The following is a 26,923-nucleotide window of genomic DNA, read 5'->3' as shown; positions in this document are numbered from 1 at the left end:
AATGAGTGTAAACCATGGCTTATTGATTAATAATCCAGGCAAAAGCAAAACATTATTGCCATACAGGGACAATCAACGTGTTGGAAAACCGCTGGGAAGGCATCGATGAGTTCGTCGCCGTGGCCGAATGCAGCCAATTCACGGCAGCGGCCGAGCGTCTTGGGGTGTCGTCGTCCCATATCAGCCGTCAGGTGGCGCGCCTGGAAGAACGCCTGCAAACGCGCCTGCTGTATCGCAGCACGCGCAAGGTGACGCTGACCGAAGCAGGCCAGACCTTCCTGCACCACTGTCAACGTTTGCAGGACGGTCGCGAAGAAGCCCTGCGTGCAGTGGGCGACCTAACCAGCGAACCCAAGGGCATGTTGCGCATGACCTGCGCGGTGGCCTATGGCGAACGTTTTATCGTGCCCCTGGTAACTAGGTTCATGGCGCTCTATCCGCAGTTACGGGTCGATATCGAACTGAGTAATCGCCAACTGGATCTGGTACACGAGGGCCTGGATTTGGCCATCCGCCTGGGTCGCCTGCAAGACTCGCGCATGGTCGCCAGCCGCCTGGCACCTCGACGCATGTACCTGTGCGCCTCCCCTTCCTACCTGAAGCGGTATGGCCGGCCACATAGCTTGTCGGAATTGAGTCGGCATAACTGCCTGATCGGCAGCTCGGATATCTGGCAATTGGCCCTGGACGGGCGGGAGTTTTCCCAAAGGGTGCAGGGAAACTGGCGCTGTAACAGTGGGCAGGCGGTGCTGGATGCAGCGCTACAAGGCGTAGGACTGTGTCAGTTGCCGGATTATTACGTGCTGGAGCATTTGCACAGTGGCGCGCTGGTGTCGTTGCTGGAGGCACATCAGCCACCGAATACGGCGGTGTGGGCACTGTATCCGCAGCAGCGGCATCTGTCGCCGAAGGTCAGGAAGCTGGTGGACTTTCTCAAAGAAGGCTTGGGTGACAATCCGGTCTATCGAGCATAAACAGCTACCGTTCGTGCATTGCCTGGACACCGGTTAATAACCGCTTTCATTACAAGCCCAGGCAAGCCCATGACGTCCAACGCCCAGCAACTCCAGCATATCAATCATTTTGTACGCAAGGTCCTGGCTGACTTTCCGGTGCCCGGCGCTATCGCTGCCCAATTGCTTTACGAGCATCTGCAGCCATTCACCCAGGAACAGCTGGACCCGGATACCACGCTCCTGACCACGCTGGAATACAACCTCGATAATCCCAATGCGCCCTACACCGCGGTGATCGTCCAATCCATGAGCCTGACCGAGGCCATGATCTGCAATGCGCCCCAGGCCCCTGGCGGCATGATCAACAACACGGGCTTTTCCACCATCGCGCCGTACTTCAATATCGTTGATGAGCTGCCGCGCCTGATGGATAACCGCATACCGCAAATGTTCAACGAAGAGTTCATCACCTCCGGCTGGATCCCGCCCAGACGGTATGAGGCGCTTTACCGGCAGAGCGAACCTCAGGTCTACGACCCGACCACCCAACTGGAGATCGCGCCTGCTGTTCTCAGAAAGGTCATTGACTCAAGCAACTTCGAACAAACCTATGACAAGGCAATCACCCAGTTCTGGGGCGAACATCGGGACAATTACACTACCCTGATGCGCATCGCCTTCGCCAAGGCGTACCTCAATCAGTACGAAGAATTCACGCTCACCGCAGCCGAACGGCAACTGGCCGCACGGGCGGCGGGTATCGGCGTCGACAAGGACGCCGGAAATCTGACCCTCGAAGATTTTCAGGCGCCCTACTCGCCGGATGAAAATCTGTCCGTGCGTGTGCTGCGCATTCATCAGTTCGACGCCACCGACATTCTTGCGATTACCGACAACCAGAGCCAGGTCACCCTGCTGTACATCCCGGGCAACTCCTCGCCCATCCATGGTTTCAACAGCCCATCGGACATGCGTAATGCGTTGGTGAAAGTGGCTAAGGACCCGACCCAGCGCAAAGCCCTGACCAACCACTTTGAACCCGACTCGGTTGACTCCGGCCTGATCTACAGTGGCGTCGAGGAAGCATTGATCGGGATGGCGATGTACCCGGAATCCTCCAGCCCTCCCGGTTTCTTCAACAGTTTGTTGCACAACGGCTACTGGGACCCGGAGCAATACATCAATAACCCGATGTATCCGGCACTCAGAAGCGACCCATTTGCGTTTATCGCGCGACAGATCCGCACTCGAATTGCAAAATTGGCAGCCAAAACCATTGTCTCGCCCCTGGACGCGTTCAAGGCCGACACCCTTGACGCCCTGGATAAAGCCTGTCTGCTGGCGATCCCCGTGGCGCTGACCATGGGCGTGGCGTTGCTGGCGGAGTTTTGCTTCGTAACATCGGGCTTGACTGGAATGGCTATCGGCACCGATGACGCGCTCAAAGACAAACCCCACGCCGTCGAGCGCATAGTGTTCGGCGCCCTGAACGCGCTTCCAGTGGTTATCCACGGCATCAGCAAAGGCGTGAGCAGCCTGGAGGCGCTACGCCCTGTACTTGGCCAGGCTACGCGGGCAGAGGAGGGTCAGATCAGCGTCAAGATCATCACTTTGGCCCCCGCCTCCGCCCAAACCGAGACTCGCCCCCTGGTCGCTGCAACATCCCCCAGCGGCTTGCAGACCATCAAGATTCAGGGCGAGGCCTTCCTGACCTACAAAAGCCCTAATAACTGGGGTTTCTTTGAGCTGTTCGTGAATAATCCAGAAGCCCCCGATAAGATTCAATCCACGGGGCTCTACGCTATTCAAAGTTCCGACCTGCAATGGCGACGTGCCGGATTGGCCGGAGGCGGGGCATTTCGCAATGCCTGGCAACGAGTTTACAAACTGTTCGGAGGCGCCCAGCAGTTGAGTTTCTTCAGCGCTTACCAGATGCCAGCCCCCGCGCGCGCGATCGTCATGCAGATGCTCACCGACACCAGCTCATTTGCGGAAGACTTCGAACCCTTCGGAATGGATGCACCATTGATCAGCAACGCCCGGAAACTGTTCTTTGAAAAAAGGAGTCAATTAAACCAGGATTCGGCGATCTTCTTTAACCAACTGCCCTATTCACCGCTGCAGCCGGTACTCCCCCGCTTGAGCTTGAACGAATCACAGCAAAGCATTATCGAGAAATTGCTGCGTGCCAGCGACGGCCTTGTGATCGGTGAAAGCCACAGCGCCGAATCGAGCAAAGCCTTTCTGATCGACAACATGCAGCTACTCGCCAGCCAAGGCGTCAAACGCATCTACTTCGAACATCTTTTGACGGATGTGCACGTTCCAATGTTGAAGGCTTTTTATCGCTCAAAGAGCGCCTCCATGGCCGAGGAGCTGACAAACTATCTGAACGGGATCTACCCACTGCCCCGAAACCACTATTACTCTTTCCGAAACGTCGTGGCCAAAGCCCGAGACGCCGGGATCAAGATCCAGCCGATCGACTGCACCGCGAGCTACATACTTCGCGATATGCGCGACAGTGCGGGCACCCTGCGCCAGCGGATGATGAACTATTACGCCACCGAGGTGATTCAATGGATCCAGACCACCAAGCGCCAACCAGGTAAATGGGTCGCACTGGTGGGCGATACCCATACCAATACCTTCAAGGACATCCCTGGGATTGCCGAACTCACCAGCAGCATCGGCCTGCGCATAGAAGACAGGGTGGGCGCCCAACATTTGGGCATCGAAGTCGATCCGGGGCGCACTGCCAGCCTGGGCCTCAACAAAGGGGAAGGCACAGTCAAAGCCAACCTGGTGTTGCGCGTTGATCCTGCCGCCTTGCAGCACGCAGTGGAACCGCAGCCTGGCCCTTCGCACAGTCGAGTGGTGAAGTCGGCCCAGACACTGCTGACGCAACCGGGCCAATTCATGCTCTGCGAAGCCAGCCACATTGGCTATCGTTCCCGACGTGGGGAGCTGCGTTATGTCAGGATCAACGGCCAGGAGGGTCGATATTTGATCAATGCGTGCGGCTGGTCTATCGATCAGAAGCCATTCGACAGCATTGAGGCATTGGTAAACGAGCTGAAAACCCAGCCGGGGATGCAGCAAGTCAGCGGCTGAGGGTCAGGACGCTTGATAACCCCGGCGCTGACGCAGCCATTCGAGGTCTTCTGGACGGGTGACCTTGATGTTATCCGCACGCCCTTCGATCAGACGCGGCGCCTGGCCGGACCACTCCATGGCCGAAGCTTCATCGGTGATCATGGCATCGGCGACCAGGCTGTCCGCCAGAGCGCGGTGCAAGGCGCCCAGGCGGAACATCTGCGGCGTATACGCCTGCCAGATCAGGCGGCGGTCGACGGTTTCCACCACGCGGCCCTGCTTGTCGACGCGCTTGAGGGTGTCGCGGGCCGGCACCGCCAGCAGACCGCCCACCGGGTCATCCGCCAGCTCAGCCAACAGTTTGTCGAGGTCGTCACGGTTCAGGTTGGGCCGCGCGGCATCGTGCACCAGCACCCAGTCATCATCACTGGCGCCCAGAGCATTAAGATGCAGCAATGCATTCAGCACCGAGCCCGAGCGTTCCGAGCCGCCGTCCGCACGCTGGATACGCGGGTCGGTGGCACACGCCAGGGTGGGCCAGTAAGGATCATCGACAGCCAGACTGACTACCAGGCCCTTGAGCGATGGATGGTGGAGAAAACAGCCGAGGCTGTGTTCGAGAATAGTGCGTCCGCCCAGTTGCAGGTATTGCTTGGGACGGTCCGCGGCCATACGGGCACCGACGCCCGCGGCAGGAATCACGGCCCAGAAGGCCGGCAACGCGGTACTCATTGGGCCAGCTGGTAGAGGGTTTCGCCCTCCTTGACCATGCCCAACTCATGACGAGCACGCTCTTCGACGGTTTCGGTACCTTTCTTCAGCTCGAGCACCTCGGCATCAAGGACGCGGTTGCGCTCCAGCAGACGTTCATTTTCGGCGTGCTGGTCGGCAATTTGCTGAGTCAGTTCTTCCACCTGCGCAAAGCTGCCATTACCGACCCATAGACGGTACTGCAGGCCAGCCAGCAACAAGAGCAAGACGAGGAACAACCAATTGGGACTGCGCATCGAAATCCGGGTATCCAGTGAAAAAAGACAATCACGCAAACCTTTTGCAGCAACTGATAGCACGAAGCCTGGAAAACCCAGGCTTGTGCTTGTCAGTCAGCAGAGTAACGCCGAAACTCACACTATCGTGAGATTTCCGACGTAGTCCGCTGACTTTTTACCATTTACTGCTTAGCCGCGAAACTCGCTGCGACCGTTGTACTTGGCTTTACCCGCCAGTTGCTCTTCGATGCGCAGCAATTGATTGTACTTGGACACGCGGTCGGAACGGCACAGGGAACCGGTCTTGATCTGACCCGCCGAAGTGCCCACGGCCAGGTCGGCAATGGTGGAATCTTCGGTTTCGCCGGAGCGGTGGGAGATCACGGCAGTGTAGCCCGCAGCCTTGGCCATCTGGATGGCTTCCAGGGTTTCGGTCAGGGTGCCGATCTGATTGAATTTGATCAGGATCGAGTTGGCGATCTTCTTGTCGATGCCTTCCTTGAGGATCTTGGTGTTGGTCACGAACAGGTCGTCGCCCACCAATTGGATTTTCTCGCCGATCTTGTCGGTGAGGATTTTCCAGCCGTCCCAGTCGGACTCGTCCAGGCCGTCTTCGATCGAGATGATCGGGTAGCGCTGGGTCAGGCCTTTCAGGTACTCGGCAAAACCTTCGGAGTTGAACACCTGGCCTTCACCGGACAGATTGTACTTGCCGTCTTCATAGAATTCGCTGGCGGCGCAGTCCAGCGCCAGAGTCACGTCGGTGCCCAGTTTGTAGCCGGCGTTGGCCACGGCTTCGGAGATCACTTTCAGTGCATCTTCGTTGGACGCCAGGTTCGGCGCGAAACCACCTTCGTCACCCACAGCAGTGCTCAGGCCACGGGCCTTCAGTACAGCCTTGAGGTGATGGAAAATTTCGGTGCCCATGCGCAGGCCTTCGGAGAAGGTCTTGGCGCCCACTGGCTGCACCATGAATTCCTGGATGTCGACGTTGTTATCAGCGTGCTCGCCACCGTTGATGATGTTCATCATCGGCACCGGCATCGAGTACACGCCCGGAGTGCCGTTCAGGTTGGCGATGTGCGCGTACAACGGCAGGTCCTGATCCTGGGCAGCCGCCTTGGCGGCGGCCAGGGACACGGCGAGGATCGCGTTGGCGCCCAGGCTGCCTTTGTTTTCGGTGCCGTCGAGCTTGATCATCGCGTGGTCCAGGGCTTTCTGGTCCAGCGGGTCCTTGCCCAGCAACAGGTCACGGATCGGGCCGTTGATGTTGGCCACGGCCTTGAGTACACCCTTGCCCAGGTAACGGCTCTTGTCGCCATCACGCAGTTCCAGCGCTTCACGGGAACCTGTGGAAGCACCGGACGGCGCGCAGGCGCTGCCGATGATGCCGTTATCGAGAAGCACGTCGGCTTCGACGGTTGGGTTGCCACGGGAGTCGAGAACTTCACGACCTTTGATGTCGACGATTTTTGCCATTGTTGTAAACACTCCAAAGTTGACGAAAACGACGCAGCTGAAGGAAATCTTTTGACCGACCGCAAGGGTGGAACAACAGGGCAGGCTTGCAGACGACAAGGCTCAGGCCTGGGGCCTGAGCATAAAGCGTGGGAAATTCTACCGGAGAAACGACACTTACGCGGTCTCTACCGTCGGAAAACTCTTGACCAACTCGTCCAACTGCTTGAGCTGGGCCAGGAACGGCTCCAGCTTGTCCAGGCGCAGGGCACAAGGGCCGTCGCATTTGGCGTTGTCCGGGTCCGGGTGGGCTTCCAGGAACAGGCCGGCGAGGGATTGGCTCATGCCCGCCTTGGCCAGGTCGGTGACCTGGGCGCGACGCCCACCGGCGGAGTCCGAGCGACCGCCGGGCATTTGCAGCGCGTGGGTCACGTCGAAGAACACCGGGTATTCAAACTGTTTCATGATGCCGAAACCGAGCATGTCCACCACGAGGTTGTTGTAGCCGAAGCTCGAACCGCGCTCGCAGAGGATCAACTGATCATTACCCGCCTCCACGCATTTGCTCAGGATATGCTTCATTTCCTGAGGTGCGAGGAACTGGGCTTTCTTGATATTGATCACAGCGCCGGTTTTGGCCATCGCGACCACGAGGTCGGTCTGGCGCGACAGGAAGGCCGGCAGCTGGATGATGTCGCACACCTCGGCGACCACGGCAGCCTGCTCAGGCTCGTGGACGTCGGTGATGATCGGCACGCCGAAGGCTTGCTTGATGTCCTGGAAGATCCGCATGCCTTCTTCAAGGCCCGGGCCGCGATAGGAGGTCACGGACGAACGGTTGGCCTTGTCGAAGCTGGCCTTGAACACATAAGGGATACCCAGCTTCTGGGTAACCCGCACGTACTCTTCACAGACCTGCATCGCCATGTCGCGGCTTTCCAGTACGTTCATGCCGCCGAACAGCACCATGGGCTTGTCGTTGGCAATTTCAATGTCGCCTACGCGAATGATCTTCTGGGCCATCAGGGTTATGCCTTCTTCTGATGTTGCGTCAGTGCAGCTTTGACGAAACCGCTGAACAACGGATGACCATCGCGCGGCGTCGAGGTGAACTCAGGGTGGAACTGGCAGGCCACGAACCAAGGATGATCCGGCGCCTCGACCACCTCAACCAACTTGCCGTCACCGGAGCGACCGGAAATCTTCAGGCCGGCTTCTTTGATCTGTGGCAGCAGGTTGTTGTTCACTTCGTAACGGTGACGGTGACGTTCGACGATCACGTCCTTGCCATAACAGTCGTGTACCAGGGAACCGGCTTCCAGCAGGCAGTCCTGTGCCCCAAGGCGCATGGTGCCGCCCAGGTCGGAGCTTTCGGTACGCGTTTCAACGGCGCCAGTGGCGTCTTCCCACTCGGTGATCAGACCCACGACCGGATGGCCACTGGTGTGATCGAATTCGGTGGAATTGGCGTCTTTCCAGCCCAGCACGTTACGGGCGAACTCGATAACGGCCACTTGCATGCCCAGGCAGATACCCAGGTAAGGCACCTTGTTCTCGCGAGCGTATTGCACGGCAGTGATCTTGCCTTCCACGCCGCGCAGGCCGAAACCGCCGGGAACCAGGATCGCGTCAACACCTTCGAGCAGCGCGGTGCCCTGGTTCTCGATGTCTTCGGAGTCGATGTAACGCAGGTTGACCTTGGTACGGTTGCTGATACCGGCGTGGCTCATGGCCTCGATCAGCGACTTGTACGCATCGAGCAGTTCCATGTACTTGCCGACCATGGCGATGGTGACTTCGTGCTCGGGGTTGAGCTTGGCGTCGACCACAGCTTCCCACTCGGACAGATCCGCGCCATTGCACTGCAGGCCGAAACGCTCGACCACAAAATCGTCCAGGCCTTGCGAGTGCAGGATGCCCGGAATCTTGTAGATGGTGTCGGCGTCTTCCAGGGCAATTACCGCACGTTCTTCAACGTTGGTGAACTGCGCGATCTTGCGACGCGAGGAAATGTCGATCGGGTGATCGGAACGGCATACCAGCACGTCCGGCTGCAGGCCGATGGAACGCAGCTCCTTGACCGAGTGCTGGGTGGGCTTGGTTTTGGTTTCGCCGGCGGTGGCGATGTAAGGCACCAATGTCAGGTGCATCAGCATTGCGCGCTTGGCGCCGACTTCGAAACGCAATTGGCGGATGGCTTCGAGGAACGGTTGGGATTCGATGTCACCCACGGTGCCACCGATCTCGACCATCGCCACGTCGGCATCGCCCGCGCCCTTGATGATGCGGCGCTTGATTTCGTCGGTGATGTGCGGGATGACCTGGATGGTTGCCCCCAGGTAGTCACCACGGCGCTCCTTGCGCAGCACGTGCTCGTAGACACGGCCGGTGGTGAAATTGTTGTTCTGGGTCATGGTCGTGCGGATGAACCGCTCGTAGTGGCCCAGGTCCAGGTCGGTCTCGGCGCCGTCATGCGTGACGAACACTTCACCGTGCTGGAACGGGCTCATGGTGCCCGGGTCGACGTTGATGTACGGGTCCAGCTTGAGCATGGTGACTTTAAGCCCCCGCGCCTCCAGGATGGCCGCCAATGAAGCGGAGGCAATGCCTTTCCCCAATGAAGAAACAACACCGCCCGTGACGAATATGTAGCGCGTCATGAAAAACCCTAGAAGTCTGCGTTAAAGCGGTCCGAGCCGCCGGGGAAAGCGAAGAGAGGCCGAAGCCCCCGATCACCTGCATTAATCACAGTGCACCTTTCAAAAAAACCGCCGCGTTGTGACAGACCAGCAATGGAACACCGGTACGTTGATCGCTACACATTTTTTGGAATCGCCCAGCAAAGACTGCTTGGTAATCGGCAACTGCTGCGATTCAGGCGAATCCACAGAAGTTGTATCAAGAAGGGAGCGTAGTCTACCGGAAAGGCGCTATCAGCTCAAACCTTGATCGCAGGTCTGTGGCATCCAATGTAATTGCCAGCCCTCACTTGGCACTGCCCAGCGTCCAGCGACGCTGGGCACCCCCAGCAATTGCTCGCTCCGATACAGCAGCGGCAATCTGCCACGCACGAAGCCCGGCAGCCCGCTTTCGTTAAGCAGCCGCTTCAGGTCGCGCCGACCGCGATTTGGCACTTCGATGACTTCACCACCCTGTCGGTAACGGACCTGCAACGGACCTTCGGGAGCGTTGCCAGTGAACTTCAACTGACCGTTGCCGGGTAACTCCAGTGGTTTTTGCGCATCGGGCCAGCTCACTGACGCGTCGGAAAATTCCGACCACATAGACGGCAACCACCAGATGCGGTCACCGCAACGGTGCAGCTCGCCGTCGGCCAGACGCCACAGGGGCTGCGCATCATCTTTGGCATCGCGCAGAGAAATCCAGCCGGCCCAATGGCCGCTGTCGGGTAGGCGGGTCAGCGGAGCCAGCCAATGGCGCAGTGCGTTGCGCTGACGGGCATCGGGAAGCTCGCGCAAGGGTGCAAGAAGCAAAGAGCGCAACGGCAGCCAGGGAAACGGCGAGGGTTGATCGGCGCACTGCTGGTCCATGACGGCCAGCTCATCGAGCAAACCCTGGGCTTCTCGCAAATGCTCAGCCGTGCGGACCAGGCTTGAAACCACTTGCGGCCAGCGCTGCGCCAGCCCTGGGAAGACATGGTGTCGAAGATAATTGCGGGAGAAGCGTGGATCGGCGTTCGAAGGGTCTTCGATCCACTTCAAGTGATGTTCGTGGGCGTAGGCTTGCAGCTCGACACGCCCGACATCCAGCAACGGCCGCACCAGATGCCCCGCCGCCAGCGTACGCTGCGCAGGCATTGCGGCAAGCCCACGCACGCCCGCACCGCGCAGCAGGCGGAACAACAGGGTTTCGGCTTGATCGTCGCGATGTTGTCCGGTGAGCAACACCTCCCCTGCGCCGATCACTCCGGAAAAGGCCAGATAACGCGCGTCGCGGGCCGCGCGTTCAAGGCTGGGACCGGGTTGTACCTGCACGCGCAGGATGCGCAAGCGCACGCCCTGGCTGTCGCAGACCGACTGGCAATGAGCGGGCCACGCATCGGCGGCCGCTTGCAGGCCATGATGAACATGCACGGCGCAGAGGGGCGGTAATGTTTCGGACTTTGCCAGGGTGGCCAGAAGATGCAGCAGCACGGTGGAATCGAGCCCACCAGAGAAAGCGATATGCCAGGCCGGGGCGTCGCGCCAGGGGGCCAGGGCTTGCAGGAACCTGGCGGGCAGAGCCGGTTTCATCAGAGGTTACCGCCGCAAATCTGGAATACATTGACCGAGCATACACAAAGCAATGTGGGAGGGGGCTTGCTCCCGATAGCGGTGTGTCAGTCACCTGATACAGTGACTGATACTCGGCAATCGGGGGCAAGCCCCCTCCCACATTAACTTACGGCGTCGACTTAGAGACCGTAGCTCATCAGGCGCTCATAACGACGGGCCAGCAGCGCTTCGTTATCCAGCTTCTTGAGCATCGCCAGTTGCGAGCCCAGTTCGGCGCGGATGGTTGCGGCAGCGGCAGCCGGATCACGGTGCGCGCCACCCAGTGGCTCGGCAATCACTTTGTCCACGATCCCCAGGCCTTTGAGGCGATCCGCGGTGATGCCCATGGCTTCGGCAGCGTCCGGCGCCTTTTCGGCGGTTTTCCACAGGATCGAGGCGCAACCTTCCGGTGAGATCACTGCATAGGTCGAATATTGCAGCATGTTCAGTTGGTCGCAGACGCCAATGGCCAATGCACCGCCGGAACCGCCTTCACCGATCACGGTGGCGATGATCGGGGTTTTCAGGCGCGCCATGACGCGCAGGTTCCAGGCAATCGCTTCGCTCTGGTTGCGCTCTTCGGCGTCGATCCCAGGATAAGCACCCGGGGTGTCGATGAACGTCAGGATCGGCATCTTGAAGCGTTCGGCCATTTCCATCAGGCGGCACGCTTTGCGGTAGCCTTCCGGACGCGGCATGCCGAAGTTGCGACGCACTTTTTCACGTACTTCACGGCCTTTCTGATGACCGATCACCATCACCGGCTGGTCGTCCAGGCGTGCGATACCGCCCACGATGGCCGCGTCGTCGGAGAAATGGCGGTCGCCATGCAGCTCGTCGAATTCGGTGAAGATGTGCTGAATGTAGTCCAGGGTGTAAGGACGGCGCGGATGGCGAGCCAGACGCGCGATCTGCCAGCTGGTCAGCTTGCCGAAGATGTCTTCGGTGAGCGTGCTGCTCTTGTCTTGCAGGCGGGCGATCTCATCGCCGATATTCAGCGAATTGTCATTGCCGACCAGGCGCAGCTCTTCGATCTTGGCTTGCAGGTCAGCGATCGGCTGTTCGAAATCAAGAAAATTCGGGTTCATAAGCGTCCGTCTTGGGTCGACGGCCAAGGGGTGCCTGGCCAGCCGGTTGTCTGTTCGCGCCCTACCTTAAGGGAGAGGCGCGTTCAGGTCGAGATTAAATGTTCAGCCGAGGTCAGGGTCGCTGACCATCAACGGTATTGGAGGAAGACGTTGTCTCGCCCGAACTGGTCACGCAATGCTTGAATCAAGCCATCCGCCGGATCAATTCGCCAGGTCTCGCCAAACTGCAACATGGCCTTGGCGTCGTTGCCGGTGTACTCCATGGTCACCGGACACGCGCCACGGTGACGCTTGAGCAGGTCGCCCAACCAGCGTAGCTGATCGCCCTTGAGTGCGTCGGTCCTGACCTTCAGGCGCAGGCTTTCGGCCAGATTGGTGCGTGCATCTTCCATGCTCATCACGCGCTTGATGCGCAGGCGCAGGCCGCCGGAGAAGTCGTCGTTGCTGACCTCCCCTTCCACCACCACCATGGCGTCGGTCTGCAGCAGCGACTGGGCGGAGTGGAACGCGTCGGCGAACAGCGAGGCTTCGATCCGGCCCGAGCGGTCATCGAGGGTAATGAAGCCCATCTTGTCGCCCTTCTTATTTTTCATCACGCGCAGGGCAATGATCATGCCGGCGACGGTCTGGGTATCGCGCGCCGGTTTCAGGTCGATGATGCGCTGGCGGGCAAAACGGCGGATCTCGCCTTCGTACTCATCAATCGGGTGACCGGTGAGGTACAGGCCCAAGGTGTCTTTCTCACCCTTGAGGCGTTCCTTGAGGGTCAGATCCTTGGCTTTGCGGTGGTTGGCATACACATCCGCGTCTTCTTCGACGAACAACCCGCCGAACAGGTCGGCGTGGCCGCTGTCATGGGTCCGGGCGGTCTGTTCGGCGGCCTTGATCGCTTCTTCCATGGCGGTGAGCAACACCGCGCGATTGCGGTCGATATTGGCCTGGTAGGCCTTCGGCTCGTCATGGAAGTACGGGCCAAGACGGTCCAGCGCGCCGCTGCGGATCAGGCCGTCGAGGGTACGTTTGTTGATGCGCTTGAGGTCGACCCGCGCGCAGAAGTCGAACAGGTCCTTGAAGGGCCCGTCCTGACGCGCCTCGGTGATGGCTTCCACGGGGCCTTCACCGACTCCCTTGATCGCGCCGAGGCCATAAATGATGCGGCCTTCGTCGTTCACCGTGAACTTGAACTCAGAGGCGTTCACGTCCGGCGCGTCGAGGCGCAGCTTCATGGTGCGCACTTCCTCGATCAAGGTCACGACCTTGTCGGTGTTGTGCATATCCGCCGAGAGTACCGCCGCCATGAACGGCGCCGGATAGTGGGCTTTCAGCCAGGCGGTCTGGTACGACACCAGGCCATAGGCGGCGGAGTGGGATTTGTTGAAGCCGTAACCGGCGAACTTCTCCACCAGGTCGAAGATGTTACCCGCCAGGTCAGCGTCAATATTGTTGGTGGCGCAGCCCTCAATGAAACCGCCGCGCTGCTTGGCCATTTCCTCGGGTTTCTTTTTACCCATGGCGCGACGCAACATGTCCGCGCCGCCGAGGGTGTAGCCCGCCATGACCTGGGCAATCTGCATCACCTGTTCCTGATACAGGATGATGCCGTAGGTCGGCGCCAGTACCGGCTTGAGGCCTTCGTACTGATAGTCGGAGTGCGGGTACGCCAGTTCGGCGCGGCCGTGCTTACGGTTGATGAAGTCATCCACCATGCCGGACTGCAACGGCCCCGGACGGAACAGGGCCACCAGTGCGATCAGGTCTTCCAGGCAGTCGGGCTTGAGCTTTTTGATCAGCTCCTTCATGCCCCGGGATTCAAGCTGGAACACTGCCGTAGTTTCGGCTTTCTGCAGCAGGCTGTAGGTCGGTTTGTCATCCAGCGGGATGAACGCGATATCCAGCGGCTCCTCGCCCACCTTGGCGCGATCGCGGTTGATGGTCTTGAGCGCCCAGTCGATGATCGTCAGGGTGCGCAGGCCGAGGAAGTCGAACTTCACCAGGCCGGCCGCCTCCACGTCATCCTTGTCGAACTGGGTAACCAGGCCGTCGCCTTCTTCATCGCAGTAGATCGGCGAGAAGTCCGTCAGCTTGGTCGGCGCGATCACCACGCCGCCGGCGTGCTTACCGACGTTACGCACCACGCCTTCGAGCTTGCGCGCCATGTCCCAGATTTCAGCGGCTTCTTCATCAACCTTGATGAAGTCGCGCAGGATTTCTTCCTGCTCGTAGGCTTTTTCCAGAGTCATGCCGACTTCGAAAGGGATCATCTTCGACAGGCGGTCGGCCAGGCCGTAGGACTTGCCTTGCACCCGGGCCACGTCGCGGATTACGGCCTTGGCGGCCATGGAACCGAAGGTGATGATCTGGCTCACCGCATTGCGGCCATACTTCTCGGCCACGTATTCGATCACGCGGTCGCGGCCGTCCATGCAGAAGTCGACATCGAAGTCGGGCATGGACACCCGTTCCGGGTTCAGGAAGCGTTCGAACAGCAGATCATATTCCAATGGGTCAAGGTCGGTGATCTTCTGCACGTAGGCCACCAACGAGCCCGCACCTGACCCCCGGCCCGGACCTACCGGTACACCGTTGTTCTTGGCCCACTGGATAAAGTCCATCACGATCAGGAAGTAACCGGGGAACCCCATCTGGATAATGATATCCAGCTCGAAATTCAGCCGGTCGACGTAGACCTGGCGCTTGGCGTCGTAGTCTTCGGTGGTGTCCTTGGGCAACAGGACGCGCAGGCGATCCTCAAGGCCGTCGAACGACACTTTGCGAAAGTACTCGTCGATGGTCATGCCATCGGGAATCGGGAAGTTGGGCAGGAAGTGCTTGCCCAGCTTCACTTCGATATTGCAGCGCTTGGCGATTTCGACCGAGTTTTCCAAGGCCTCGGGCAGGTCGCTGAACAGTTCGGCCATTTCCTCGGCGCTTTTGAGGTACTGCTCTTCGCTGTAGTTCTTCGAACGGCGCGGGTCGTCCAGGGCGCGGCCTTCACCGATGCACACGCGGGTTTCGTGGGCTTCGAAATCTTCCTTCTTGATAAAGCGCACATCGTTGGTCGCCACCAGCGGCGCGCCCAGCTTGTCGGCCAGGGCCACGGCGGCGTGCAGATGCTCTTCATCGTTGGGACGGTTGGTGCGCTGCACTTCGAGATAAAAGCGGTCGGGAAAGACCTGCATCCACTCGCGGGCCAGCACTTCGGCTTCCTGCGGGTTGCCGCCAAGCAGCGCGATACCGATCTCGCCCTCCTTGGCGGCCGAGAGCATGATCACGCCTTCGCTGGCTTCGGCCACCCACTCGCGCTCGATGATGATCGAGCCATTGCGCTGCCCCTCGATAAAGCCACGGGAAATCAGTTCGGTCAGGTTGCGGTAACCCACGCCGTTCATCGCCAGCAGGCTGATGCGGCTCAGGGGGTTATCCGGGTCCTTGTTGGACAACCACAGGTCGGCGCCGCAGATCGGCTTGATACCCGCGCCCATGGCGTTTTTGTAGAACTTGACCAGGGAGCACATGTTGTTCTGGTCGGTAACCGCCACCGCAGGCATGTTCATGCCCACCAGGGTTTTGACCAGCGGCTTGATCCGCACCAGGCCGTCGACCAGGGAATATTCAGTGTGCAGGCGTAGATGAACGAATGAAGCCGGCATAGTGATCCTGTGCAGTAACTTGGAAACAACAAGGCCCGGGATTGTACCGAGCCTTGAGCAAAACATCAGCCTGGCGGACTAGACCTCGATGAGGCTGTCACGCAACTCATAAGCCTGACGCACCGGGGCGAACGAGCGGCGATGGATCGGCGTAGGACCGAGTCGCGCCAAAGCTTCCAGATGAACGGGCGTCGGGTAGCCTTTGTGGCCGCCCATGCCGTAGCCGGGATAAACCAACTCGAAAGCCGCCATTTCGCGGTCGCGGCTGACCTTGGCCAGGATCGACGCCGCCGCAATGGCCGGTACCTTGCTGTCGCCCTGGACCACGGCTTCGGCGCGCATCGTCAGTTTGGGGCAACGGTTGCCGTCGATCATCGCGAGCCTGGGCGTGATATGCAGCCCTTCAACCGCACGCTGCATGGCCAGCATAGTGGCGTGCAGGATGTTCAGCTCGTCGATTTCTTCCACTTCCGCCCGGGCGATGTGCCAACTCAGGGCCTTCTCACAGATTTCGTCATAGAGCTTTTCACGACGGGCCTCAGTGAGTTTTTTCGAATCATTAAGGCCCAGGATCGGACGGTTCGGGTCGAGGATCACTGCCGCCGTCACGACTGCGCCGCACAACGGGCCGCGCCCGACTTCGTCGACACCCGCCACCAGTTCATGGGCCTGTGCAACCAGGCTGAAATCCAGGCCCATCTGCGTGCTCATAAGGCTTCCTGTTTATGGACGATCAAGTTCAGCACGGCATCCGCCGCCTGGTTCGATGCATCACGGCGCAAGATACGGTGAATATCGTCGAAACCACGGGTCTGCTCTTCGCCGCCGTCAATCAAGGGTAGTAGAGTTTGCGCAAGCGCTTCGGGCGTAGCATCGTCCTGCAACAACTCCGGCACCAGCAACCGTTGGGCCAGCAGATTGGGCAAGGAAATATACGGGCTCTTGACCATGCGCTTTAGAATCCAGAAGGTCAGCGGCGCCAGGCGATAGGCCACGACCATCGGACGCTTGTACAGCAGGGCTTCCAGGGTTGCGGTGCCCGACGCGATGAGTACGGCATCGCAAGCGGCCAGGGCCAGGTGCGACTGACCGTCGAGCAGGGTCAGGGGCAGGTTGCGCCCTTCCAGCAGTGTTTCAATTTGCGCGCGACGCTGCGGGCTGGCGCACGGCAGCACAAAACGAACGCCTGGCTTGAGTGCCTGCAGACGTTCGGCGGCATCAAAAAACAGGCTGCCAAGGCGTCCGACTTCCCCTCCCCGGCTGCCCGGCATCAACGCGACCAGCGGGCCGGCGGCCAACCCCAACTCGGTCCGCGCCGCGTCACGGTCAGCCTGCAAAGGAATGGCATCGGCCAGGGTATGGCCGACAAACCGCACCGGCACGCCCTTCTCTTCGTAGAACCTGGCCTCGAACGGCAGCAGGGTCAGCATCAAGTCGCAGCCTTCGCGAATCTTCAGCACACGCTTTTGCCGCCACGCCCATACGGACGGGCTGACATAGTGCACAGTCTTGATCCCGGCCTGGCGCAGCTTGAGCTCAATATTGAGGGTGAAATCCGGGGCATCGATACCGATAAAGACGTCGGGTTTTTCGTCGATCAGCGTCTTGATCAGCAGCTTGCGCCGAGCGAGCAATTCACGCAGGCGCCCCAGCACCTCGACCAATCCCATGACCGACAGGCGCTCCATCGGAAAGTAGGAGGTGAGGCCTTCAGCCTGCATCAAGGGGCCGCCGACACCGATAAATTCGATTGCCGGGTGCTGGACCTTGAGAGCCCGCATCAGGCCGGCGCCGAGAATATCGCCGGAAGCTTCCCCGGCGACCAATGCGATACGCAACTTGGCCATGATCAGCGGGTAATGCCGCGAGTCGACGCCTGGATCGAGTCACGAAACACCGCGACTTCCGGGAACGACGCTGCAGGTTCTGCCAGTTCGATCAGCGCCTGCTCAACCGTCAGCCCTTGACGGTAAACCGTCTTGTAGGCGCGGCGCAGGGCCTGGATTGCGTCGTCGCTGAAACCGCGACGGCGCATGCCTTCGAAATTCATGCTGCGGGCTTCGGCAGGGTTGCCGAACACTGTGACGAATGCAGGGACATCCTTGCCGATGGCGGTGCCCATGCCGGAAAAGCTGTGGGCGCCGATATGGCAGTATTGATGCACCAGGGTGAAACCGGACAGAATCGCCCAGTCATCCACATGCACATGCCCGGCCAACGCGGTGTTGTTGACCAGGATGCAATGGTTGCCTATCACGCTGTCGTGGCCGATATGCGCATAGGCCATCACCAGGTTGTGATCACCCAGCGTAGTCTCGGCGCGGTCTTGCACGGTGCCACGGTGAATGGTCACGCCTTCACGGATGATGTTGTGGTCACCGATGACCAGGCGTGTTTCTTCACCCTTGTACTTCATGTCCGGGGTGTCTTCGCCTACCGAGGAAAACTGGTAGATACGATTGTGTTTGCCAATGCGGGTCGGACCCTTGAGGATCACGTGTGGCCCGATGACAGTCCCCTCGCCGATTTCCACACCTGCGCCGACGATCGACCAGGGGCCGACCTCAACGTCGGCGGCCAGTACGGCCGACGGATCGATGATTGCGCGAGGGTCAATCAAACTCATAGTTTGCGTTCCGCACAGATGATCTCGGCAGAGCACACCGGCTTGCCATCCACCGAAGCCTGGCATTCGAACTTCCAGATCTGGCGCTTGCAGCTGATGAACTTGGCTTCCAGGATCAACTGGTCGCCCGGAGTGACCGGATTGCGGAAACGCAACTTGTCCGAGCCCACGAAATAGTAGAGCGTGCCGTCAGCAGGCTTGAGGTCAAGCATTTTGAAACCAAGGATACCGGCAGCCTGGGCCATTGCTTCGATGATCAACACACCCGGCATGATGGGATGCGCAGGAAAGTGGCCATTGAAAAACGGTTCGTTGATGCTGACATTCTTATAGGCACGAATGCGCTTTTCCTCAACATTGAGGTCCACTACACGATCCACCAGCAGGAACGGATAACGGTGAGGCAGGTATTCGCGAATCTCGTTGATGTCCATCATTTCGGGGGGAAGCCTGTAATAAAGATTGGGGGCGGGCGGACTAAAAGCACGCCCCGCTAGCAAATCAAGGAGGCAGTCTAGCGGCTGTGCACACTTGATATGGAAATGGTATCAGCCTTCTGATGAAGCATTACCGCCAGGGGTCACGTCCCCAACACGCTTTTCCAGCTGTTTGAGACGTCGAGCCATGTCGTCGAGCTGCCGCAAGCGTGCTGCACTCTTGCGCCATTCAGCCGAGGGCTGCATGGCGGTACCGGAAGAATAGGAACCCGGCTCGGTAATCGAGTGGGTGACCATGGTCATGCCGGTGATGAAGACGTTGTCGCAAATATCGATATGCCCCACCAGCCCGACGCCACCGGCGAGCATGCAATGCTTGCCGATTTTGGTACTGCCGGAAATGCCCACGCATGCCGCCATGGCGGTGTGGTCGCCAATCTGCACGTTGTGAGCGATATGGATCTGGTTGTCGAGCTTCACGCCGTTGCCTATGACCGTATCGGCCAAGGCTCCACGATCGACGGCAGTATTCACGCCGATTTCCACGTCATCGCCGATCAATACGCCGCCGACGTGGGCAACCTTGTGCCAAATACCTTTGGAATTGGCAAAACCAAAACCTTCACCACCGATCACAGCGCCCGACTGCAGAACCACCCGCTCACCGATACGCACGTCGTGGTAAAGGGTCACGCGAGGAGCAAGCCAGCCATCGACACCGATTTCACAACGCGCGCCGATAAAGCAATGAGCGCCGACCGTTACACCCGCGCCAATACGTGCGCCGTTCTCGATCACCGCAAAGGCACCAATGCTGGCCGAGGGATCAACCTGGGCATCATCGGCGATCACCGCAGACGGATGAATACCAGCGCTGGCCTTGGATTTTGGAGCGAACAGGTGCGACGCCCGGGCAAAAGCCAGGTAAGGGTCAGCCACCACCAGCGCGTCCCCAGTAAACCCTTCGGCATCGACGGCCGTAAGCAACACGGCGCCGGCTTGGCAGTCGACCAGATACTTACGGTATTGGGGCTTCGCCAGGAAGCTCAACTGAGCTGGGCCAGCCTCCTGCAAGGTGGCTAGCCCAGTGATTTCCTTCTCCCTGGAGCCACGCAAGGTGGCCCCCAGGAACTCGGCCAACTCGCCGAGCTTGATAGTCGCAGTCATGGTTTACTTCAGCTGGTTCATGCGCTCGATCACCTGGCGGGTGATGTCGTATTGAGGCTTGACGTCAATCACGGCGCCACGTTCGAACACCAGGTCAAAGGCACCCTTCTTGATGACTTCTTCCACGGCGCTGTCGAGCTTGGGCTTGAGCTGCTTGAGCATTTCGCGGTCGGCAACCGCCTTGGCTTCGTTCAGTTCCTTGGACTGGAACTGGTAGTCACGGGCCTTTTGCTTGAACTCAAGCTCCAGACGCTCGCGCTCGCCTTGCTGCATCTTGTCGCCACCGGCAACCAGACGGTCCTGGATGCCCTTGGCGCTGCTTTCCAGAGTCTTGAGCTTGGTCAGTTGCGGACCGAATTTCTTCTCGGCATCCACGGCGTAACGCTTGGCCGCGTCAGATTCCAGAAGGGCCATCTGATAGTTCAGCACGGCAATTTTCATTTCGGCGAAGGCCGGGGTGGTTACCAGCACAGTGGCCAGCAGGACCAATTGAGTCAACTTACGCACGATGTACTCCTACAGAATCCGTTGTCGTTATCTTAGGTCAGACGCTTAGAACGTCTGGCCAAGGGAGAATTGGAAAATCTGGGTTTCAGCGTTATCCGGTTTCTTGATCGGCATGGCCAGAGCAAAGCTCAACGGGCCCAGCGCGGTCACCCAGGTCACACCCACACCGACGGAGCTCGCCAGATTGCTGAGGCTCACGTCGTTGCACTGGGTGTTGGACCGCGAACCGTTGGGGTTGGTGACCTGTTCACACTTGGAGTCGAACACGTTACCCACGTCCCAGAAGACCGAAGTACGCAGGGAACGCTGATCTTTCACGAATGGCAGCGGGAACAGAATTTCCGCACCACCCTGGATCAATACGTTACCGCCGAACGGCAGCGGGTCGTTATCAGAGTCAACCACAGTGCCTTGGTTACCGGTCGCAGCAAAACCACGGCTCGGCGTACCACGAGGACCCAAGGTGCTGTCCTTGAAGCCACGTACCGAGTTGAAGCCACCCGCGTAGTAGTTTTCATAGAACGGCAAGCCATTGGTCGAACCGTAACCGTCGCCATAGCCCAGTTCGGTATGCAGGCGCATGGTGTAGTTGTCGCTCAACGGCTGGAACAACTGGCCGCGGTAGTCGAGCTTGAAGAACGACAGGTCGCTGCCCGGCGTGGTGACTTCCGCAGTCAGGCTCTGGGAATGGCCACGGGTGGCCAGTACGCCTTTGTTCAGGGTCGACTCGGACCAGCCGGCAGACGCCTTGAAGTTCAGGAATTTGTCGCCTTCACGGCGGGTGAAATCGAAGATTTCGTCCACGGTGTAGACACCGGTCTTGATCTCATCCTGCTGCGCGGTCAGGCCGAAGGTGAGACGCGAGGTCTCGCTGATCGGGTAACCCACGTTCACACCGGCACCGAGGCTGTCGATCGCATAGCTTGCAACGTCAACGTCGAGGTCTTTGTAGTCAGTGGTGCGATAGAACGCGTTGTAGCCCAGGCTCACACCGTCTGCAGTCCAGTAGGGGTCGGTGTAGCCGAAGTTGTATCGGCTCTGGTATTCGCTTCGGGTCAGGCCGATGGAGACACGGTTACCGGTACCGAGGAAGTTGTTCTGGGTAATGGAACCACCCAGGATCAAACCGGCGCTCTGCGCGAAACCGACACTGGCGGTGATCGAGCCCGAGGCTTGTTCTTCAACGGCGTAGTTCACGTCGACCTGGTCATCCACACCCGGTACGGCCGGGGTTTCGACGTTGACTTCCTTGAAGAAGCCCAGGCGCTCAAGTCGGGTCTTGGATTGGTCGATCAGGTAAGTCGACGCCCAACCGCCTTCCATCTGGCGCATTTCACGACGCAGCACTTCGTCCGAGGACTTGGTGTTGCCGCGGAAGTTGATGCGATTGACGTAGGCTCGCTTGCCTGGATCGACCACGAACGTGATGTCCACGGTGTGGTCTTCATCGTTCGGGGTCGGCACGCCGTTGACGTTGGCGAAGGTGTAGCCTTCGTTACCCAGGCGACGGGTGATCAGCTCGGAGGTGGTGGTCATCAGCTTGCGCGAGAACACCTGGTCCTTCTGGACCAGCAGCAGGGACTTGACCTGGTCTTCAGGCACTTTCAAGTCACCGCTGAGCTTGACGTCACGAACCTTGTACTTCTCGCCTTCGTTGACGTTGACGGTGATGTAGACGTGCTTCTTGTCCGGGGTGATGGACACCTGGGTCGAAGCGATGTCCATATTGATGTAGCCACGGTCCAGGTAGTAGGAGCGCAGGCGTTCCAGGTCGCCGGACAATTTCTCACGGGCGTACTTGTCATCATTCTTGAAGAATGACAACCAGTTGGTGGTCTTGAGCTCGAACAGGCCGATCAGGTCTTCATCAGCGAACTTGGTGTTGCCCACCACGTTGATGTGCTGAATGGCCGCGACGGTGCCTTCGTTGATGTTGACCTTCAAGCCTACCCGGTTACGCGGCTGCGGAATCACTTCCGTTTCCACGCTCGCCGAGTAGCGGCCCTGGGCAACGTACTGGCGCTGCAGTTCGTTACGCACACCTTCAAGGGTGGCGCGCTGGAAGATCTCGCCCTCGGCCAGACCCGACTGCTTCAACCCTTTCATCAGGTCTTCAGTGGAGATGGCCTTGTTGCCTTCGATCGTGATGCTCGCGACGGAAGGCCGCTCGACGACGGTGATGACCAGGACATTGCCTTCGCGACCCAGTTGGATATCTTGAAAGAACCCGGTTTTGAACAGCGCACGAGTGGATTCCACCAGGCGACGATCATCAGCCTGTTCCCCGACGTTCAACGGCAAGGCACCAAAGACGCTACCCGCGGAAACCCGCTGGAGGCCGTTGACGCGAATATCGGAGATGGTGAAGGACTCGGCGTGAACTTCGGCGATCATCAATACGGTGAGAACCGCAGTTAGCAGCAGACGTTTCATGAAGTCCTTTCTTATTCCAACTGGCAATAAACAAACTGCCGCAAAATGCGGCAGATTCGCAATTCAGCGAAGCGTTACAGTCGTCCCAGATCGTTGACCAGAGCTAACAACATCACTCCGACCACCAAACTGATACCGATCTGTATCCCCCAACCCTGCACCCGATCCGACAAGGGGCGACCACGCACCCACTCGACCAGATAAAACAGCAGATGCCCCCCATCCAATACTGGAATGGGCAGCAAATTCAGAACTCCAAGGCTGATACTCAGATAAGCCAGGAAATTCAGGAAATCCGCGACACCCGACTGGGCAGAAGCGCCCGCCACTTTAGCAATGGTTATCGGTCCACTCAAGTTTTTTACCGAGAGCTCGCCGAACAACATTTTCTTGAGGGATTCGAGGGTCAGCACGCTCATGGTCCAAGTGCGTTTGGCACCCTCGCCAATCGCGGCCAACGGCCCGAAGCTGACCTCTCGCACCATCGATGGCGGCCATTCGACACCTTTGACCCCGGCCCCCAGGTAACCCCCGGCGGCCTTGGCTTCCCCACGAACCGACAAAGTCACCGGGACGTCGATTTGAGCACCTTCACGCTCAACTTTCAGCACAATTTGGGTATCAGGACGTACACGCACCAGGTCGACCACTTGCTGCCAGTCACCCAGCGCCTGGCCATCGAGGGCCAACAGCCGGTCGCCGGCTTTAAGACCTGCGGCCTGGGCCGGGCCTTTGGGGTCAAGCTCGGCCAGCACTGGCGGCAACGCCGGACGCCACGGACGAATGCCCAGGGACTTGATCGGATCCGGCTCGTCAGCGCCTTGAAGCCAATGGTCCAGAGCCAGCTCACGCGGGCTTTCGGCACTGGAGTCCTGCTCGCGCACCACCACATTGACGGTACCGCTCTCGCCCAGTCGGCGCACCAACTGCAAATTGACCGCACCCCAACCGGTGGTGGGCTCGCCATCAATAGAAACAATTTCCTGACCCGCAACCAGCCCGGCCTTGGCCGCCATACTGCCTGACTCGACCGCACCGATCACCGGTCGCACTTGCTGGCTGCCGAGCATGGCAAGGACCCAGAAAAACACCATCGCCAACAAAAAGTTGGCAATGGGGCCGGCAGCCACGATGGCGATACGCTGGCGCACGGTCTTGCGGTTGAAGGATTGGTCCAACTGATCCGCAGGCACCTCGCCTTCTCGCTCATCGAGCATCTTCACATAGCCACCCAACGGGATGGCTGCGATCACGAACTCAGTGCCACGACGATCATGCCAGCGAACCAGCGGCATGCCGAAACCGACGGAAAAGCGCAGTACCTTGACGCCGCAACGACGCGCCACCCAGAAGTGGCCGAATTCGTGGAAGGTAACCAGCACACCCAGAGCAACCAGGGTGCCGACAATCATGTAGAGCGCACTCATCTAATTTCTCCGCATTTCAATCCGATGCCTGAAGGCCCTCACCCGCCCACAGCCTGACGCGCGTTGTGGTCCAGCCATTGCTCGGCCAGGGCCCGAGCCTTGGTATCCGCCTCGAACACGGCCCCCAGATCATTCACCGCCACTACCGGCTCAAGATTCAGAACGTCCTCGATGATACTCGCGATCTGAGGAAAGCGGATGCGCCGTTCGAGAAACGCCGCCACGGCCACCTCATTGGCCGCATTAAGCATGGCCGGCGCACTGTTGCCCGCCTCGGCCGCTTGCCGGGCCAGACGCAGGCAGGGGAAGCGCTGCTCGTCCGGCGCCTGGAAATCCAGACGCGCAATTGCAAACAGGTCCAATGGCGCCACACCGGAGTCAATCCGCTCCGGCCAGGCCAATGCGTTGGCGATCGGCGTGCGCATATCGGGGTTGCCCAATTGCGCCAGTACCGAGCCGTCCACGTAATCGACCAGGGAATGAATCACACTTTGCGGGTGAATCACCACTTCCACCTGATCCGGCCGCGCATCGAACAACCAGCACGCCTCGATCAGCTCCAGCCCTTTGTTCATCATGCTTGCCGAGTCTACGGAGATTTTGCGCCCCATGGACCAGTTCGGATGCGCGCACGCCTGGTCCGGCGACACATGCTCCAGCTCATCCAGCGGAGTTTGCCGGAAGGGGCCACCGGAAGCCGTCAGTAAAATCCGGCGTACCCCCACCTGGCTCAAGCCACGGGCGAAATCGACGGGCATGCACTGAAAGATCGCGTTGTGCTCGCTGTCGAGGGGTAACAGAACCGCACCGCTCTTGCGCACGGCCTGCATAAAGAGCGCACCGGACATGACCAAGGCTTCTTTGTTGGCCAGCAGGATTTTTTTGCCCGCGTCGACTGCGGCCAACGTGGGGCGCAAACCCGCCGCCCCGACTATCGCCGCCACCACCGTATCCACTTCGGCATCGGCCGACACCTGGCACAGCCCCTCCTCACCCACCAATACTCGGGTGGCAAGGCCGGCAGCGCGCAGATCATCCTGCAGGCCTCGCGCGGCAGCCGTCTGCGGCACCACCGCAAAACGCGGCGAGTGGCGCACGCACAGCGCCAGCAGTTCGCTCATACGCGTGAAGCCAGTCAGGGCAAACACTTGATAGCGATCAGGATGACGAGCGATCACATCCAGGCTGCTCAGGCCGACCGAGCCCGTTGCACCCAGCACGGTGACCTGTTGCAAGCGGCTCACGAAGCGATCATCCACAGCAACACGGCAAAGATCGGCAACGCAGCGGTAAGGCTATCGATACGGTCCAGCACGCCACCGTGACCTGGCAGCAGGTTACTGCTGTCCTTGATCCCGGCCTGGCGCTTGAACATGCTTTCGGTGAGGTCGCCCACCACCGAAATGAATACGACCACGGCGGTCCCCAGCAAGGTCAGGAAAATCTGTTTCACCGACCAGTCGCGCAGCACACCGACCACCAACGCAATCAGCAGCGTCAAGGCCAGGCCACCGTATACACCCTCCCAGCTCTTGCCCGGACTGACGGCCGGCGCCAGCTTACGCTTGCCAAAGGCACGACCCGAAAAGTAGGCGCCAATATCAGCGCCCCAGACCAGCACCATGACGGCCAGGATCAATTCGTTGCCATTCGGGAAACGCTTGATTTCCACCAGCCCCTGCCAGGCCGGCAGCAGGATCAGCAAGCCAATCACCAACTTGCACGCCACACTGGACCACTGGCCGCTGGTACGTGGATAGGTCAGCACCAGGAACGTCGCCATGGCCCACCACAGTACTGCCGCACCCAGCACCCAAGGCGCGATATCGGGCAGGATGTACATCAGGAACAGCAACAGTGCGACGATTGCGGCGTACGCCATACGAGGCAATTGATCGCTGAACCCCGCCAGACGCGCCCACTCCCAGGCGCCGAGGGTGACGACCAGACCGATGAACAGCGCAAAACCGGAACCCTCGAGCAGGAAAAAACCACACAAGGCAATCGGCAGCAGGATCAGTGCCGTGATGATTCGTTGTTTAAGCATTTAAACCCGGGCTCCAGCTTCGATCTGCTCGCTCGTTTTACCGAAGCGACGCTGACGGGAAGCGAAATCGGCCAGCGCATTGCGCATGGCATCGTGTTTGAAGTCCGGCCAGAACAGGTCGGAGAAGTACAGCTCGGTATAAGCCAGCTGCCACAGCAGGAAATTGCTGATGCGGTGCTCGCCACCGGTACGGATGCACAAGTCCGGCAACGGCAGGTCGCCGGTCACCAGGCAGGTTTGCAGCAGTTCGGGCGTGATGTCGTCGGGCCGCAGATGACCGGCCTGCACTTCGCGGGCCAGTCGCTGCGCAGCCTGGGCGATGTCCCATTGGCCACCGTAGTTGGCTGCGATCTGCAGCACAAAACGGTTGCTGCCCGCAGTGATAGCCTCGGCTTCACGCATGGCCGCCTGCAGTTCCGGGTGGAACCGGGAGCGATCACCAATGATGCGCAGGCTGATGCCATTGTCATTGAGGCGCTTGGCCTCGCGACGCAGCGCCTTGAAGAACAGGTCCATCAAGGCGGTGACTTCTTCGGCAGGCCGTTGCCAGTTCTCACTGGAAAAGGCAAACAACGTCAGCACTTCGACCTTGGCCTCGGCACACACTTCGATGACGGCGCGCACCGCATCGACACCCGCTTTATGCCCGGCAACACCCGGCATAAAGCGTTTCTTCGCCCAGCGATTATTCCCGTCCATGATGATCGCGACATGGCGCGGCACCACAGAGGGCACAGTCTGCTTGGTCTTTTCCATGAAGGCGTCCTG

The 26,923-nt window shown here is 59.5% G+C and carries 21 protein-coding genes; 2 read left to right on the top strand and 19 right to left on the bottom strand.

The annotated features are described in order from the left end of the window. Positions 1-77 precede the first annotated feature (77 nt). Positions 78-974, top strand: coding sequence for a LysR substrate-binding domain-containing protein (locus BOP93_RS06405; RefSeq protein WP_104501956.1), 897 nt, complete (start codon positions 78-80; stop codon positions 972-974). 69 nt (positions 975-1,043) lie between these two features. Next, the gene (locus BOP93_RS06400) at positions 1,044-4,070 is read left to right on the top strand and encodes a membrane-targeted effector domain-containing toxin (protein ID WP_104501955.1); all 3,027 of its coding nucleotides are present in this window, start codon (positions 1,044-1,046) and stop codon (positions 4,068-4,070) included. Positions 4,071-4,073: 3 nt separating this feature from the next. On the opposite strand, the gene ispD is transcribed toward BOP93_RS06400, so the two are convergent. The 19 genes from ispD to uppS all read right to left on the bottom strand — a co-directional run bounded on the left by ispD (position 4,074) and on the right by uppS (position 26,911). Then, positions 4,074-4,784, bottom strand: a complete 711-nt coding sequence (gene ispD / locus BOP93_RS06395; protein ID WP_104501954.1) for a 2-C-methyl-D-erythritol 4-phosphate cytidylyltransferase — start codon at positions 4,782-4,784, stop codon at positions 4,074-4,076. Continuing rightward, positions 4,781-5,059, bottom strand: a complete 279-nt coding sequence (gene ftsB / locus BOP93_RS06390) for a cell division protein FtsB (RefSeq protein ID WP_057723188.1) — start codon at positions 5,057-5,059, stop codon at positions 4,781-4,783. Before ftsB ends, ispD begins: the two co-directional genes overlap by 4 nt. 171 nt (positions 5,060-5,230) lie before the next feature. Further along, on the bottom strand, positions 5,231-6,520 hold the full coding sequence (gene eno, locus BOP93_RS06385) for a phosphopyruvate hydratase (RefSeq protein WP_104501953.1): 1,290 nt from the start codon (positions 6,518-6,520) through the stop codon (positions 5,231-5,233). Between the two features lie 156 nt (positions 6,521-6,676). Next, positions 6,677-7,522 carry a 3-deoxy-8-phosphooctulonate synthase gene (gene kdsA / locus BOP93_RS06380; RefSeq protein WP_003189190.1) on the bottom strand — a complete coding sequence of 282 codons (846 nt, stop codon included), beginning with the start codon at positions 7,520-7,522 and terminating at the stop codon, positions 6,677-6,679. A gap of 5 nt (positions 7,523-7,527) precedes the next feature. Continuing rightward, complete coding sequence (locus BOP93_RS06375) at positions 7,528-9,159, bottom strand: CTP synthase (protein WP_057723190.1); 1,632 nt, start codon at positions 9,157-9,159, stop codon at positions 7,528-7,530. A 273-nt stretch (positions 9,160-9,432) separates the two neighbouring features. Then, the gene (tilS, locus tag BOP93_RS06370; protein WP_104501952.1) at positions 9,433-10,752 is read right to left on the bottom strand and encodes a tRNA lysidine(34) synthetase TilS; all 1,320 of its coding nucleotides are present in this window, start codon (positions 10,750-10,752) and stop codon (positions 9,433-9,435) included. 161 nt (positions 10,753-10,913) lie between these two features. Next, positions 10,914-11,861, bottom strand: a complete 948-nt coding sequence (locus tag BOP93_RS06365) for an acetyl-CoA carboxylase carboxyltransferase subunit alpha (RefSeq protein ID WP_016976871.1) — start codon at positions 11,859-11,861, stop codon at positions 10,914-10,916. Positions 11,862-11,989: 128 nt separating this feature from the next. Then, positions 11,990-15,511: a DNA polymerase III subunit alpha gene (gene dnaE / locus BOP93_RS06360; RefSeq protein WP_104501951.1), complete on the bottom strand. Its 3,522-nt coding sequence runs from the start codon at positions 15,509-15,511 to the stop codon at positions 11,990-11,992. Between the two features lie 78 nt (positions 15,512-15,589). Next, the gene (gene rnhB / locus BOP93_RS06355; RefSeq protein WP_104501950.1) at positions 15,590-16,222 is read right to left on the bottom strand and encodes a ribonuclease HII; all 633 of its coding nucleotides are present in this window, start codon (positions 16,220-16,222) and stop codon (positions 15,590-15,592) included. Beyond that, complete coding sequence (lpxB, locus tag BOP93_RS06350; RefSeq protein WP_104501949.1) at positions 16,219-17,358, bottom strand: lipid-A-disaccharide synthase; 1,140 nt, start codon at positions 17,356-17,358, stop codon at positions 16,219-16,221. The genes rnhB and lpxB overlap by 4 nt, the downstream gene beginning before the upstream one ends. A gap of 2 nt (positions 17,359-17,360) precedes the next feature. Then, a complete protein-coding gene (gene lpxA, locus BOP93_RS06345; RefSeq protein ID WP_057723196.1) occupies positions 17,361-18,137 on the bottom strand; it encodes an acyl-ACP--UDP-N-acetylglucosamine O-acyltransferase in 777 nt (258 codons plus the stop codon). Further along, positions 18,134-18,574 carry a 3-hydroxyacyl-ACP dehydratase FabZ gene (fabZ, locus tag BOP93_RS06340; RefSeq protein WP_003172281.1) on the bottom strand — a complete coding sequence of 147 codons (441 nt, stop codon included), beginning with the start codon at positions 18,572-18,574 and terminating at the stop codon, positions 18,134-18,136. Before fabZ ends, lpxA begins: the two co-directional genes overlap by 4 nt. 111 nt (positions 18,575-18,685) lie before the next feature. Further along, positions 18,686-19,741 (bottom strand): UDP-3-O-(3-hydroxymyristoyl)glucosamine N-acyltransferase, encoded by a 1,056-nt coding sequence (lpxD, locus tag BOP93_RS06335; protein WP_104501948.1) that lies wholly within the window; start codon positions 19,739-19,741, stop codon positions 18,686-18,688. 3 nt (positions 19,742-19,744) lie between these two features. Then, complete coding sequence (locus BOP93_RS06330; protein WP_003189173.1) at positions 19,745-20,248, bottom strand: OmpH family outer membrane protein; 504 nt, start codon at positions 20,246-20,248, stop codon at positions 19,745-19,747. A 45-nt stretch (positions 20,249-20,293) separates the two neighbouring features. Continuing rightward, positions 20,294-22,681 carry an outer membrane protein assembly factor BamA gene (gene bamA / locus BOP93_RS06325; protein ID WP_104501947.1) on the bottom strand — a complete coding sequence of 796 codons (2,388 nt, stop codon included), beginning with the start codon at positions 22,679-22,681 and terminating at the stop codon, positions 20,294-20,296. Positions 22,682-22,755: 74 nt separating this feature from the next. After that, entirely contained in the window at positions 22,756-24,108 is a 1,353-nt protein-coding gene (gene rseP, locus BOP93_RS06320; RefSeq protein ID WP_104501946.1) for a sigma E protease regulator RseP, read from the bottom strand. Between the two features lie 38 nt (positions 24,109-24,146). Further along, positions 24,147-25,352 carry a 1-deoxy-D-xylulose-5-phosphate reductoisomerase gene (ispC, locus tag BOP93_RS06315; RefSeq protein WP_104501945.1) on the bottom strand — a complete coding sequence of 402 codons (1,206 nt, stop codon included), beginning with the start codon at positions 25,350-25,352 and terminating at the stop codon, positions 24,147-24,149. After that, positions 25,349-26,155, bottom strand: coding sequence for a phosphatidate cytidylyltransferase (locus tag BOP93_RS06310; protein ID WP_104501944.1), 807 nt, complete (start codon positions 26,153-26,155; stop codon positions 25,349-25,351). The genes ispC and BOP93_RS06310 overlap by 4 nt, the downstream gene beginning before the upstream one ends. Next, positions 26,156-26,911, bottom strand: a complete 756-nt coding sequence (uppS, locus tag BOP93_RS06305; RefSeq protein WP_104501943.1) for a polyprenyl diphosphate synthase — start codon at positions 26,909-26,911, stop codon at positions 26,156-26,158. It abuts the gene before it with no gap. Between the last annotated feature and the right edge of the window lie 12 nt (positions 26,912-26,923).

It is taken from the genome of Pseudomonas orientalis (assembly GCF_002934065.1).
Lineage (GTDB): Bacteria > Pseudomonadota > Gammaproteobacteria > Pseudomonadales > Pseudomonadaceae > Aquipseudomonas > Aquipseudomonas orientalis_A.
The sequence above is the reverse complement of the archived record's forward strand: the minus strand, read 5'-3'. Positions and strand labels throughout refer to the sequence as shown.